Origin of the sequence: Synechococcus sp. A15-44 (assembly GCF_014280115.1) — a bacterium.
Taxonomy (GTDB): domain Bacteria; phylum Cyanobacteriota; class Cyanobacteriia; order PCC-6307; family Cyanobiaceae; genus Parasynechococcus.
The window spans coordinates 228,614-240,996 of record NZ_CP047938.1; the positions used below are offsets into that span (position 1 = coordinate 228,614).

Below are 12,383 nucleotides of genomic sequence, written 5' to 3' on the forward strand. Positions count from 1 at the left end.
GACTGATCCGCCTCTGCATTGACCCTACGGTGAGGGCCGATTGCATCCCTCGCGCCATTCCCAGGATCGTTCCACCCTGGCTTTCCGATCTGGCGGGAGCCTGGATCTTCTACACGGTGCTGCCCGCATGGCCCTGGCCGCAGCCCTCGTTTCAGCGCATTGCCCGCTTCGCCCCCTGGATGGGGCTGCTGATCGGTGCGTTGCAGGGGCTGCTCTGGATTGGTCTGTCCAGGCTCTCCTGGCCTCCGGCGGCCTGTGCCCTTTGCGTGGTGGCTCTCGGCATCCAGCTCAGTGGTGGCTTGCACCACGACGGCCTGATCGACACGGCGGATGGCCTCGGGGCGCCAGCGGAGCGGCGGCTCGAGGCGATGGAGGACAGCCGGGTGGGCGCCAGTGGTGTGCTGGCTCTCGTGATGGTGCTGCTGCTACAGGTTGCGGCATTGATCCAGCTGGGGGGGCAGGCCCCGCTCGGGCTCTGCCTGGCTGCGTTCTGGGCCCGGGTGGCACCGCTCTGGGCCATGGCACGTTTCAACTACCTTCGCGCTGATGGAACCGCGGCGTTTCATCGCGATCACGCCAGGCCGGTCTGGGATGCCCTGCCCTCACTGCTGGTGGTGGTGGTATTGGCTGGCTGGGTGAGGCCCATGCCCCTTCTCCTGGGGGGTGTGGTGGCGATCCTGGTCGCCCAGAGCCTTGGGCGACGATTGGGGGGGCACACCGGCGACAGCTATGGAGCGGTTCTTGTGCTCACCGAGATGATCACGTTGTTGGGTCTGGCCTTGCTCCTGCCGGCCAGCTGAGGACGAATGCATTGCCCTGAGCGGGCAGATCCGGAGCGATCGTGGAAGGCTCCACGCAGAGCGTGAGTTTGCGGCCCTGCTGCTCCGCCAGGGAGCGTGCAAGGGCGAGGCCAAGGCCCGTGCCCGCCCGGTCCTGACCGGTGGACCCTCGTGCTCCCCGCTCGAAAATCAGGTCGCGCTCCTCCAGGGGGATCGGCGGCCCGTTGTCCCAGACGCAGAGCCCATCGGGCAACAGGCACAGCCCCACGATGCAACCCGCTGGGCTGTAGCGGAACGCGTTCTCAAGCAGGTTGGCGACGATCTCCGCGATCGTGCCGTCCTGGGATGGCTGATGAATCCACGGGGGCCATTGCTGCGGCCCCTGCCAGGGGCGGCCCTGCAGGCTTGCCGTTGCTTCCGCCCGCTCCAGCAGAGGCATCAGCAGGGTTTGCATGGTGGCCTCGCCTTCGGCAGGGCCCGGGGGCAACAGGGTGGGGCCAAGGGCCTCCTGCAGCGGGAGGCGTTGCTGTCCGAGGCCATCGAGCACATCAATGTATTGGCCGAGTTGGCGTTGCTCCGAGAGCATCCCCTCGACAAGTGGACGGTGGGAGCTGTCTGCGTCCAGTCGCCGCATCAGCAGTTGGGCGTAGGTGCGCAGGGCCGCGAGTGGATTGCGCAGCTGATGCACGAGGGTGCGCAGTTGGTCGTTCTGTTGGCTGAGTTCCTGGCGGAGTTGCAGGCATTCGAGGTCTCGCCCCAGGGCATGGCTGATGGCGGCAGCGCTGCGCCGCATCCGTTGGTCCAGGGTCAGCGTCCAGCTGCGTTGCGGATCCAAGTCGGCGCGCAGGGCCCCCAGGATCAAGCCGGCATCCTGAAGGGGGTACCAGCGCCGACTCTGGTGCGGCAGGCGCAGGTTCGGGTCGGCATCGGCAGGAGGAAGGGACCGTTCATTGGAGGACCATTGCCGGATCAGCAGCAAAGGCGGGCCTTGTTGATTGGGTGGCGCGCTGACGTACAAGCCCAGATGCTGAATGCCTTCTTTGGCGGTCAGATCGGCCAGCTGTTGATCGGTGAAATCGAAGAATCGATCGGTGAGCTGCATCAGTTCCGGACGATCAATTCAGGTGCTTGCGCAAGCCTGCGCCAGGGGGACTTGAAAAATCTGGGAAAAGTCTTAAGATCACTTTATCGACCGAGGCGCTGTTCACCATGAACAGACGCCCGCCAGCTCTCGCAACGGTTGCAATTGCTTCGCAACCAAAGCTACAGCAGAGGTTGCAGTGTCCTCCGCTGGTTCCCGCTTGGGTGTTGGTGTCCTGCCGGTGATTGTGGTGTGTCTGCAATTGCCCCGACGCTTCCCTTGCGTCTGGCGTTTTCGCGCCGACAGCACCTGTTTGTTCTGACGATCCACCCCGTTCTTCCTTTCGTACCGGAGCCCTCCCATGTCCAAGAAGCGCAAGCGCATTAGTCGTCGTCGCCTGGCAGGTCAACGGGTCCTGGCCCATGTGCCAACCCATCACCTCGAAACCGGTGAGTACAAGCCCGTGACCGCTGCTCGTCGTTACATCGCTGAGGGCGGACTGGTGCCTCCGGCGTTGCTGAATGTGCGCCGCAATGAGCACACCACCGACCGCTTCTTCTGGGGTGAGAAAGGTCTGTTCAGCGCTCAATACGCTGAAGAGAACCATTTCCTCTTCCCCTCATTGCGCACGATTGTTGATTCCATCGGTGAAGACAAGCTCTTCGAGGGGCTCGAGCTTGGCGCTGATGATTGGGAGGAAATGGAGGAGTACGAATACGCCTTCGTTTGATCAGGCGTTCTCCAGAACACGCTCGATAAACATCAGGATCGGCTGCACCGTCTCATCAGGGATGGTGTGGCCGTTTTTGAATGGAACTGTCTGACATTGATCGGGCTGCAACTGCGCAGCGATCGACTGCATGGCCTGGAACGGCACCACGGGATCGTCTGAACCATGCATCAGCAATACGGGGGGATGTTGCTGGGGCGGAGCCCAATTGGGGTGTGGATAGCCGCTGCAGCTGATCAGCCCTGCGATCGGCAGGGCGCAGCCGCCTTCCAGGGCCATGGCTCCCCCCTGGGAAAAGCCGAACACCACCGTTCGTTCGAGTCCAAGGCCTGAGCTGCTCAGGCTCTGAAGTTGAGTCTTGAGGCGCTCAACGGCCACGGGCACGGCATCCCACTGTGCTGGGAACAGGCCGTACCACTGACGCCCTCCCGGTTGGTCGGGATGGAGCTCAGGAGCCTCCAGGCACACCACATCAAGGGTCTTGGAACACTCTCGCGCCAGGCGATCGCCTAGGGGTTTGAGATCCTCTCCGTTGGCTCCCCAGCCGTGGAGCAGCACCAGCCGGCCATCCATGGGGAATGAGCATCACTGCTGCGTAGGTTGGCTCACGACCCAGTCACGACCCTTCGATGGCTCCTGTCGCTCTGCTGAGTGTTTCCGATAAGTCCGGGCTGGTGCCCCTGGCGGAGGCCCTGCATCGGACCCATGGCTATCAGCTGCTCTCCAGTGGGGGCACGGCCAAGGTGCTCGAGCAGGCCGGCCTTCCGGTGACCCGTGTGTCGGAGCACACCGGGGCTCCAGAAATTCTTGGCGGTCGTGTGAAAACGCTCCATCCAAGGGTGCATGGCGGGATTTTGGCCAAGCGGGGTGACGCGTCCCATCAGGCCGATCTTGAGCAGCAGAACATCGCCCCCATCGATGTGGTGGTGGTCAATCTTTATCCCTTCCGCGAGACGATTGCTCGGCCTGACGTCACCTGGGATCAGGCGATCGAGAACATCGACATCGGTGGCCCCGCCATGGTTCGGGCGGCCGCCAAAAACCATGCCGATGTGGCAGTCCTCACCAGCCCTGATCAATACGACCGTCTGCTGAGCGCCATAGCGGAGTCAGGCGGGAGCGTGCCTTCGGAGCTGCGGCGCCAACTGGCCCTGGAAGCGTTCCAGCACACCGCGTCGTACGACACCGCAATCAGCCGCTGGATGGCCGAGCAAAACGCAGCGGACGACAGCCCCTGGTTGGAGGCGGTGCCGCTGCGGCAGACCCTGCGCTACGGCGAAAACCCCCACCAAAAAGCACGCTGGTTCAGCCATCCCAAGCAGGGTTGGGGTGGTGCCATTCAGCTGCAGGGAAAGGAGCTGAGCACCAACAACCTTCTGGATCTGGAGGCGGCTCTCGCCACGGTGCGGGAGTTCGGCTACGGAGCCGATGGTTCCGCTCCGGCCTTGCAGCTGGCGGCGGTGGTCGTCAAGCACACCAACCCCTGTGGTGTGGCCATCGGAGCATCGATTCCCGCCGCATTGACGCGGGCTCTGGATGCCGATCGGGTAAGTGCCTTCGGCGGCATCATCGCCATGAATGGTGTGGTGGAAGCCACGGCCGCCCGTGAGCTCACCAGCCTGTTTCTGGAATGTGTCGTGGCACCGGGCTTTACCCCTGAAGCGCGGGAGGTGCTGGCGGCTAAGGCGAATCTGAGGCTGTTGGAGCTGGCTCCGCAGGCCATCGATGCGGCCGGCCCCGATCACGTGCGAAGCATCCTCGGCGGACTCCTGGTTCAGGATCTCGACGACCAGGCGATCACACCGGTCGACTGGACCGTGGCCAGCCAGCGCCCACCCACACCGCAGGAAAAGCTGGACTTGGAATTTGCCTGGCGCTTGGTGCGTCACGTTCGCTCCAACGCCATCGTCGTTGCCCGGGATGGCCAGAGTCTTGGCGTGGGTGCAGGGCAGATGAATCGCGTGGGCTCAGCGCGGATTGCTCTGGAGGCGGCGGGTGAGAAAGCCCAGGGAGCGGTTCTGGCCAGTGATGGCTTCTTCCCGTTTGATGACACGGTGCGTCTGGCTGCCAGCCACGGCATCACCGCCGTGATTCATCCCGGCGGGAGCATGCGCGATGCCGATTCGATCAAAGCCTGCGATGAGCTCGGCCTGGCGATGCAGCTCACGGGGCGCCGCCATTTTCTGCACTGACGCTGGTGGGGGCCGCCGGCCCCCTAGCCTCTCGGGACTGAAGAGTTCCCTTCAATGCTCGCCACCCTCCCCTTCAGCCTCAATTTCGCTCACCCCTTAGCGGAGTGGGGCCTGCTTGCCCTTGGTGGTTGGGCCCTGTACCTGGGGATCAAGGCCAAGAAAACCCGCACCGGCACCCCTGAACAGCGCAAAGAGCTGGTACCGAAAAAGTTCGCGCAGCGTCATTACCTCTGGGGCAGCATCCTGCTGGCTGTGATGACCCTCGGCACGCTGGGTGGCATGGCGGTCACCTATCTGAACAACGGCAAGTTGTTCGTCGGTCCGCACCTGCTGGTGGGTCTGGCGATGACCGGGATGATCGCCGTTGCGGCTTCGCTCTCACCCCTGATGCAGCGCGGCAATGTGATCGCGCGCAAGGCTCATGTGGGCCTGAACATGGGCATGCTCACGCTGTTCCTTTGGCAGGCGGTGAGCGGCATGGAGATTGTCAACAAGATCTGGACCAACCGCTGAGGATCCTTCCCCTTCAGAAGGCTGCCCGCTGACGGGGTGGGCAGCTCAGGCCTTGGGCGGCATGAAAATCTTCCTGGACCTTCCAGGTCAGCCGTCGTGAAATCTGGCGGACAATCTGCTTGAGCAGATGATCACCACTGCTCTGGACCAACTGATCCGGGAGCATGGTGATCACCTTGGGTAGACGGATCCAGACCTTGAGATCCAGGTCCCATTGAACGGAGGTGTTCTCCTGTTCGGGGATGAGGCGCATCCCTGCGCGGAAGTCGACGTCGTAGTGATGGCGCAGGGCGAGGGACTGGGGCACCGTGCGGACGGTTTCGATGCGGTAAATCCCTTCCTGCTGCGGCAGCAGTCGCAAAGCGATCGTGGGCTCCACTTCGAAGCCGAAGTTGCCGAACCGCCCCAGGGTCAGGCTGTAGGACTGTCGATCGATAGCCTCGACCTGCATCGGGCTGGCGCAACGTTCAAACCAGCTCGGATGATTGTCCAGGTAGCGCGCCACCACAGTTTGGGACGCCATCATCTGCATCGAATCCTCAAAATGGCTGCTGTAGCAGCGCACCTGCGGGTCGGCACCGTGAAGCTGATTGTCGGTTTCAGTGGGCGACAAGACCGTCACGGATGGGGAGCTGCCGGCGAAGGGCGGATTAAAGATGAACCAATGTAAAGCTCTCCGCGGTTTAGTTTTCGCTCAATTGCATCAGTTTTTCGATCACCTCTTCCACCGCCCGGTCTGGGGTTGAGGCACCGGAGGTGATTCCCACTTTCACAGGCCCTTCGGGGAGGAAATTTCCCTCGCGGCAGAGGTCGGCTGACAGCGGTTTGTGCTCGATCGAATTGCTGCCGACGTCAATGCGTTCGGGCGTGTCGATGTGGAACGAGCGAATGCCGCGGCTGACGGCAATTTCCTGCAGGTGGGTGGTGTTGGACGAGTTGAAACCGCCGATCACCACCATCAGGTCCAGGGGTTCATCCACCAGGGAGAATATGGCGTCCTGACGCTCTTGCGTGGCGTCGCAGATGGTGTTGAAGGCCAGGAAATGGTCGTTGAGTTGTGTCGGACCGTATTTGCTCAACATCGTGCGTTCAAACAAACGCCCGATTTCTTCCGTTTCGCTCTTCAGCATCGTGGTTTGGTTGGCCACGCCCAGACGTTCGAGGTCCCGATCGGGATCGAACCCCGGAGAGCAGGCTTTGGCAAAGCGTTTGATGAAATCATCACGATCACCCCTGCCGAGGATGTGATCGGCAACGTACTGGGCTTCCTCCAGATCGAGCACCACCAGATAGGTGCCGGCAAATGAGCTGGTGGCCAGTGTTTCCTCGTGCTTCACCTTGCCGTGAATGATCGAGGTGAAGGTGTGCTTTTTGTGTTTCTCCACGGTGTTCCACACCTTGGAGACCCAGGGACAGGTCGTGTCAACGATGTGGCAGCCCCGTTCATTCAGCAGCTGCATTTCCTGAACGGTGGCACCAAAGGCCGGCAGGATCACCACATCACCGGAGGTGACACCTGAGAAGTCCTTCACCCCCTGTTCGACAGGGATGAACTGCACATCCATCTCCCTGAGGTGATCGTTCACTGAGGGGTTGTGAATGATCTCGTTTGTGATCCAGAGACGCTCGCTGGGATAGTGCTTGCGGGTCTCGTAAGCCATCGCCACCGCCCGTTCCACACCCCAGCAGAAGCCGAAGGCTTCCGCCAGCCGGACGTTGAGCCGACCGTGTTCCAGGCGGTAGCCGTTGTCCCGGATCGTGCCGATCAGACCGCTCTGGTAAGCCTGCTCAAGGCTTTCTGCCACTTCCTCGGCGCGCCCGAAGCCTCGTCGGTTGTAACGCTCGGAATGGTGGAGGGAGCGCTTGAAGGCGTGGGTGTCCATGGAGGGCGCTGGAGTGGGGCAACTCTATGTGGCCTGAAGCAGCGCTTCAGGCAGTAAAAAAGCCCGGCCAATTGGCCGGGCTTGAGACCAAGAACTGAGCCGGAGAAGAATCAGTTGTTGGTGGTGGAGAAACCGGCGTAGGCCTCCATGCCGTGTTCGCCAATGTCCAGACCTTCGGACTCTTCCTGTTCGGTGACGCGGATGCCACCGAAGAGAGAGCCGATGATCTGCCAGGCGATGAAGCAGGTGACCAAAGTCCAGATGGCGTAGGCAGCAGCACCCAGGGCTTGGATGCCGAGCTGCTCAACGCCACCTCCAACCAGCAGGCCAAGGCCGGAGCCATCGCCCTGGACGTCGTAGCCCCAGAGACCGATCACGATCGTGCCCCACACGCCGCACACACCGTGCACGGAGAAGGCGCCGACAGGATCATCGATGCCTGCGGCATCGAGAGCGGCAACCGAGAAGACAACGATGATGCCGCCCACCAGGCCAGCCACCCAGGAACCCGTCAGGGTGAGGTTGCCGCAACCAGCAGTCACGCTCACCAGGCCGGCCAGGATGCCGTTGATGATCATGGTGAGGTCAGGCTTTTTGGAGGTGATCGTTGAGATCACCGTGGCGCTGATGGCACCGCCTGCTGCGCCCAGGGTGGTGGTGACAGCCACGTAGGGAACCCACTGGTCCATGGCCAATTGGGAGCCGGGGTTGAAGCCGTACCAGCCGATCCAGAGGATCAGAGCGCCAAGGGTGGCGATGGACATGTTGTGGCCAGGAATGGCCTGAACCTTGCCATCGACGTACTTGCCGATGCGGGGTCCGAGCAGCATGGCGCCGACGAGGCCGGCCCAAGCGCCGACGGAGTGCACGATCGAGGAACCAGCAAAGTCGATGAATTCGACGCTGCCAACACTGTTGAGCCAGCCACCGTTCCATTCCCAGCTGCCAGCAACTGGATAAATGAAGGCGGTGAGGACCAGGGCGAAAATCACGAATTCGCCGAACTTGATCCGCTCAGCCACAAGACCGGAAACGATCGTGGCGGCGGTTCCGGCGAAGGCCGCCTGGAACAGGAAATCAACGGTGGGAACAAGGCCGGCATCGCTGATGGTCTCAGCGGTGACGGTTGGATCGAAGAAGAAGCCTGCGAAATACAGCCAGCCGTCGATGACGGAATCGCCGTACATGAAGGAGTAGCCAACGAACCAGTAGGCGGTCACCGCGAGGGCGAACACAAACAAGTTCTTGGCGAGGATATTGACGGCATTTTTTTGCCGGCACATGCCTGCCTCGACCATGGCGAAGCCGGCATTCATGAAGATCACCAGAATGGTGGCGACCAGAAGCCAGAGGTTGTTGGCCAGGAAAGCGGCGGAGAGCTCAGGCAGCTCTTCGGCTTTGGCTGACAGAGTGAAGATGCCAAGGCCCATGAGCGCCAGAGGCGCGCAGGCGAGCCAGGTCATGGTGCGGTTGGAGCTGAAGCCCCGGATGCTCTTCAGGAGCAGCATCGGGCCTTCCAGGAGGCTGGCCTCCTGCAGGGTTTTGCGCCGCCTTTGCGGTGGCGCGTGGAATGCAGTTGTCATGAACGAGGGTGCAGAGCTGCGAGACACGTCTGGAATGTTCCCAGACGAACAAAGCCAAGGTGCCTGCGGACAGGTGCCCGCCATGTTCGATTTGCTACCAAAAATCAAACTGGCCTGACTTGGCGCACTCCCTGCCAATGCACTGCGTCGGCGGCAAAGCTGAAACAACAAGGCAGAACGTCCACGCCCCTGTTGGTGGCCTGGCGAAACAGCTCTCCATAGCGCGGATCGGCGCTGTCCCCGGGAGCAAAGGCACTCACATCCGGGCGGCTGAGGCAGGGCACGAGCACCGCTCGAGCGTCCGGAAGCACCCCCATTAGCTCAATCAGATGCTTTTGTCCCCGTTCAGTCACCGTGTCGGGGAAGAGGGCCGTGCTGCCGTCGGTCCAGGTGGTGTTTTTCACCTCCAGGTAGATCGGTCGTTGATCGGGGTTCTGCTCTGTCGGCGTCAGCAGAAGGTCGATCCGGCTGCGTTTGTTGGTGCCGTAGGCCACCTCAGCGCGGATCCCCGCAATCGGGCCGAGTTGGGCCTCCAAGCACCCCGCTTCGACCGTGGCGCGAATCAGACGGTTGGGGAGGGCCGTGTTGATGCCAACCCAGCAGGGCTGGCCATCGGCGCCTGGCACTTCGGCTTGCTCCCAGGTCCAGGCCAGCTTGCGTTTGGGAGAGGGTGCGTGGCGAAGACGCACCCGTTGGCCAGGAATCAAGACCCCGGTCATCGGGCCGGTGTTGGCGCAGTGGGCGGTGACGGTCTCGCCGCTGCTCAGCTCCACATCGGCCAGGAAGCGTTTGTAGCGCTTCAGCAGCACGCCCTCCGTCAGGGGTTCAAAGCGCAGCAGGGCATCGCCCGGAGAGGGAAGGCCAGTCATGGCAGCAGCCGAGATCGGCTCATGGTCTCGTGTGGTGCCTCCACAATGCGCCCAATGCTGAGGGCCGAATGGCGCGTTCACTCAAGGGGATCGCACTGGTGGTGACCCTCGGCACCCTGCTGAGCAAGGTGGGTGGCCTGATTCGGCAGCTGGTGATCGCGGCGGCCTTCGGGGTGGGCGCGGCCTATGACGCCTACAACTACGCCTACGTGCTGCCTGGATTCCTGCTGATCCTGCTGGGGGGGATCAATGGTCCCTTCCACAGCGCCATGGTGAGCGTGCTGAGCCGTCGCCCACGGGCCGAAGGAGCCCATATCCTTGCGGCGCTCAACACCAGCGTCAGCGCTCTTTTGCTGCTGGTCACCATCGTTCTGGTGCTGGCCGCAGATCCCCTGATCACCCTGGTGGGTCCGGGTCTGGCCCCCGAGCTTCACGCCATCGCACGGGTCCAGCTGCAGGTGATGGCGCCGATGGCGCTGCTGGCCGGGCTGATCGGGCTGGGCTTCGGGTCCCTCAACGCCGCCGACGAATTCTGGATCCCTGCGATTTCACCGCTGATGTCCAGCGGGGCCTTGATCCTGGGGGTGGGACTGCTCTGGTGGCAGCTCGGCGCTGACATCGCTTTGCCATCCGCCGCCATGACAGGTGGTGTGGTGCTGGCCTTGGCCACGTTGGTGGGGGCCTTGCTGCAGTGGTTGATCCAGCTGCCGGCGTTGATCCGGCAGGGTTTGGCCCGTTTTCAACTGGTCTGGGACTGGCGGCACCCGGGAGTGCGGGAGGTGTGGCGTGTGATGGGGCCGGCGACGTTGTCGTCCGGAATGCTTCAGATCAATGTGTTCACTGATCTGTTTTTCGCCTCCGGGATCCTTGGTGCGGCGGCAGGCCTGGGGTACGCCAATTTGCTGGTGCAAACCCCCCTGGGCCTGATCTCGAATGCACTGCTGGTGCCCTTGCTGCCCACTTTTTCCAGGCTCACGGCTCCGCAGGATCGTCCTCAGCTGATCGATCGGATCCGCCAGGGGTTGATGCTGTCTGCGGCATCGATGATCCCCCTGGGGGGACTGTTCATTGCGTTGGGTGGCCCCATCGTCGCCTTGGTGTACGAGCGTGGTGCCTTCGATGCATCAGCCGCACAGCTGGTGACGGGCCTATTGATGGCCTATGGCCTGGGCATGCCGGCCTACCTCGGCCGGGATGTGCTGGTGCGCGTCTTCTATGCCCTTGGCGATGGAACAACGCCTTTTCGGCTCTCGCTGGCGGGGATCGGTCTGAACGTGGCTTTTGACTGGCTGCTGGTGGGTGGTCCGACCCCTTGGGGGAATCAGTCGCCGTTCAATTTCGGTGCGCCCGGGTTGGTGCTCGCCACGGTTGCCATCAACCTGCTCACCTGCCTCGCCCTGTTGGTGGGTCTGCAGCAACAGGTTGGAGGCCTGCCACTGCGGCGCTGGGGGATGGATCTGCTGCGGCTCGCCATCGCTGGTGTGCTCGGCGCCGGGGCTGCCGGGATGCTGGTGGCCGTTGTGACCTGGCCCGCAGGGTTGCTGGGCCTGCTGCTGCAGGTGTCTGCCCCCGGCCTGCTGGGCTTGGCTTTGTTTGCCTTGATCGGAGCACAACTCAAGGTGCCAGAGGTGCGAGAGATCACGCAGTTGCTGGTGGGTCGATTCAGGGCTCGCTGAGACGAACATCGAGCTCTTCACGCACCTGAATGGGAAGTTCCAGCTGCTCGCGACCCACGAGTTGCGGGCCCTGAACAGACACAATCCGGGCCTCGATGCCGAATTCTTTAAAGGCGGTTTCCAGTTCCTGAATCAGAGCTTTCTCAACCTGAGCCTCCGCATCCACCACCCGACCGATCAGCCGTTCACCCAGGCGGCCGATGCGTTGGCGCACCAAATCCCTGGAGTTGGTGACTTCAATGATCAGCACACCAACCGCTGCGGATGGACTGCAACCTTATCCGCAGTAAGGCTCGAGGATCTCTTCGAGATCCCTCAACTGGGCGGGGGGGATCAACTTGGAGAGCGGGAGCTGACTGGCGCCTCCCGCTAGGGGCACCTTGACAGCGTCGAGGGCCTGCCGGGCTGCCACCTCAGCACCTTGATTAACCCGGGCACTGCATTCGATCGCAAGGGCTGAAGCCAGGTCGGCATCACCGAGATAAAGATGCCAGCCGCTGATTTGAACGTAGAGGCGGTCAGCCAATGCACTCTGTAGGTCCTGCAGGTCACTGGCGGAGAGGGACATCAGCCCAGGAAGGTCGAGGTGGGGAATGCATCCATGCTGGCTTTATTCCTCCGGCTTGGGGCGCTGAAGAATCACCCAAATCAACTGGCCCAGCCACAGGGTTGCCCAGAGGCTGCTGACCCAGGTCAGGCTCCCGTTGGGGAAGGGGTGGCGCATCTCCTGCAGAAACCAGCCGCCGCTGTTCACCGCAGCGAACACGCCGCCGTGCAGGCAAAGGTTCACGATGCGCTCGAAATGCCGGTAAGTCGGATCCTCAGGCTTAGCGGGTCCATACCAGCGGATCGGCATTGCTCGGGCTCAGAAACACCTGAATCCTGGCGCGGCCCGCACCCAGTTGACGAGCGGACCCTCGATGGGGTCTGATGGTTTGGCGCAAGCGCTTGTAGCTCAGCGGATTAGAGCATCTGACTACGGATCAGAGGGTCGGGAGTTCGAATCTCTCCAGGCGCGTTTCAACTGCCCCAACGGGCAGTTTTTTTTTGGTTGATCGGTCGGGCTGATCGCTGCGG

At 62.4% G+C, this 12,383-nt stretch carries 14 protein-coding genes and 1 tRNA gene; 6 read left to right on the forward strand and 9 right to left on the reverse strand.

Annotated elements, in window-relative coordinates:
• The first annotated feature begins 29 nt into the window (after positions 1–29).
• Positions 30–800 (forward strand): adenosylcobinamide-GDP ribazoletransferase, encoded by a 771-nt coding sequence (cobS, locus tag SynA1544_RS01160; protein WP_186514540.1) that lies wholly within the window; start codon positions 30–32, stop codon positions 798–800.
• Here cobS and SynA1544_RS01165 read toward each other — a convergent pair.
• Positions 760–1,881, reverse strand: coding sequence for a sensor histidine kinase KdpD (locus tag SynA1544_RS01165; protein ID WP_186514541.1), 1,122 nt, complete (start codon positions 1,879–1,881; stop codon positions 760–762). The genes cobS and SynA1544_RS01165 overlap by 41 nt on opposite strands.
• A gap of 340 nt (positions 1,882–2,221) precedes the next feature.
• Between SynA1544_RS01165 and SynA1544_RS01170 the strand changes: the two genes are divergently transcribed.
• Positions 2,222–2,590, forward strand: coding sequence for a DUF3155 domain-containing protein (locus tag SynA1544_RS01170; RefSeq protein ID WP_011363271.1), 369 nt, complete (start codon positions 2,222–2,224; stop codon positions 2,588–2,590).
• Here the strand turns inward: SynA1544_RS01170 and SynA1544_RS01175 are convergent, their stop codons facing one another.
• Positions 2,591–3,163: an alpha/beta hydrolase gene (locus SynA1544_RS01175; protein WP_186514542.1), complete on the reverse strand. Its 573-nt coding sequence runs from the start codon at positions 3,161–3,163 to the stop codon at positions 2,591–2,593.
• A 56-nt stretch (positions 3,164–3,219) separates the two neighbouring features.
• Here SynA1544_RS01175 and purH point away from each other — a divergent pair, with 56 nt between their 5' ends.
• Positions 3,220–4,782, forward strand: coding sequence for a bifunctional phosphoribosylaminoimidazolecarboxamide formyltransferase/IMP cyclohydrolase (gene purH, locus SynA1544_RS01180; protein WP_186514543.1), 1,563 nt, complete (start codon positions 3,220–3,222; stop codon positions 4,780–4,782).
• 54 nt (positions 4,783–4,836) lie between these two features.
• Positions 4,837–5,295 (forward strand): DUF4079 domain-containing protein, encoded by a 459-nt coding sequence (locus tag SynA1544_RS01185; RefSeq protein WP_186514544.1) that lies wholly within the window; start codon positions 4,837–4,839, stop codon positions 5,293–5,295.
• A 13-nt stretch (positions 5,296–5,308) separates the two neighbouring features.
• Here SynA1544_RS01185 and SynA1544_RS01190 read toward each other — a convergent pair whose 3' ends face one another.
• The 4 genes from SynA1544_RS01190 to sfsA all read right to left on the reverse strand — a co-directional run bounded on the left by SynA1544_RS01190 (position 5,309) and on the right by sfsA (position 9,630).
• Positions 5,309–5,917 (reverse strand): DUF1997 domain-containing protein, encoded by a 609-nt coding sequence (locus tag SynA1544_RS01190; RefSeq protein WP_186514545.1) that lies wholly within the window; start codon positions 5,915–5,917, stop codon positions 5,309–5,311.
• A 61-nt stretch (positions 5,918–5,978) separates the two neighbouring features.
• Positions 5,979–7,178 carry a 4-hydroxy-3-methylbut-2-enyl diphosphate reductase gene (locus SynA1544_RS01195; RefSeq protein WP_186514546.1) on the reverse strand — a complete coding sequence of 400 codons (1,200 nt, stop codon included), beginning with the start codon at positions 7,176–7,178 and terminating at the stop codon, positions 5,979–5,981.
• Positions 7,179–7,288: 110 nt separating this feature from the next.
• Positions 7,289–8,761, reverse strand: coding sequence for an ammonium transporter (locus tag SynA1544_RS01200; RefSeq protein WP_186514547.1), 1,473 nt, complete (start codon positions 8,759–8,761; stop codon positions 7,289–7,291).
• 104 nt (positions 8,762–8,865) lie between these two features.
• Positions 8,866–9,630 (reverse strand): DNA/RNA nuclease SfsA, encoded by a 765-nt coding sequence (sfsA, locus tag SynA1544_RS01205; RefSeq protein WP_186514548.1) that lies wholly within the window; start codon positions 9,628–9,630, stop codon positions 8,866–8,868.
• Positions 9,631–9,698: 68 nt separating this feature from the next.
• On the opposite strand from sfsA, the gene murJ reads away from it, so the two are divergent.
• Positions 9,699–11,306 carry a murein biosynthesis integral membrane protein MurJ gene (murJ, locus tag SynA1544_RS01210; RefSeq protein ID WP_186514549.1) on the forward strand — a complete coding sequence of 536 codons (1,608 nt, stop codon included), beginning with the start codon at positions 9,699–9,701 and terminating at the stop codon, positions 11,304–11,306.
• On the opposite strand, the gene SynA1544_RS01215 is transcribed toward murJ, so the two are convergent.
• From SynA1544_RS01215 to SynA1544_RS01225, 3 genes are read right to left on the reverse strand one after another with little or no spacing between them, the layout of a single operon-like run.
• The gene (locus SynA1544_RS01215) at positions 11,293–11,556 is read right to left on the reverse strand and encodes a cytochrome-c oxidase (protein ID WP_114988123.1); all 264 of its coding nucleotides are present in this window, start codon (positions 11,554–11,556) and stop codon (positions 11,293–11,295) included. The genes murJ and SynA1544_RS01215 overlap by 14 nt on opposite strands.
• Before the next feature lie 27 nt (positions 11,557–11,583).
• The gene (locus SynA1544_RS01220) at positions 11,584–11,874 is read right to left on the reverse strand and encodes a DUF3181 family protein (protein ID WP_011363281.1); all 291 of its coding nucleotides are present in this window, start codon (positions 11,872–11,874) and stop codon (positions 11,584–11,586) included.
• 42 nt (positions 11,875–11,916) lie between these two features.
• Positions 11,917–12,162: a hypothetical protein gene (locus tag SynA1544_RS01225; protein ID WP_186514550.1), complete on the reverse strand. Its 246-nt coding sequence runs from the start codon at positions 12,160–12,162 to the stop codon at positions 11,917–11,919.
• 88 nt (positions 12,163–12,250) lie between these two features.
• Here SynA1544_RS01225 and SynA1544_RS01230 point away from each other — a divergent pair.
• Positions 12,251–12,324: transfer RNA gene (locus SynA1544_RS01230), tRNA-Arg, on the forward strand.
• Positions 12,325–12,383: the final 59 nt, after the last annotated feature.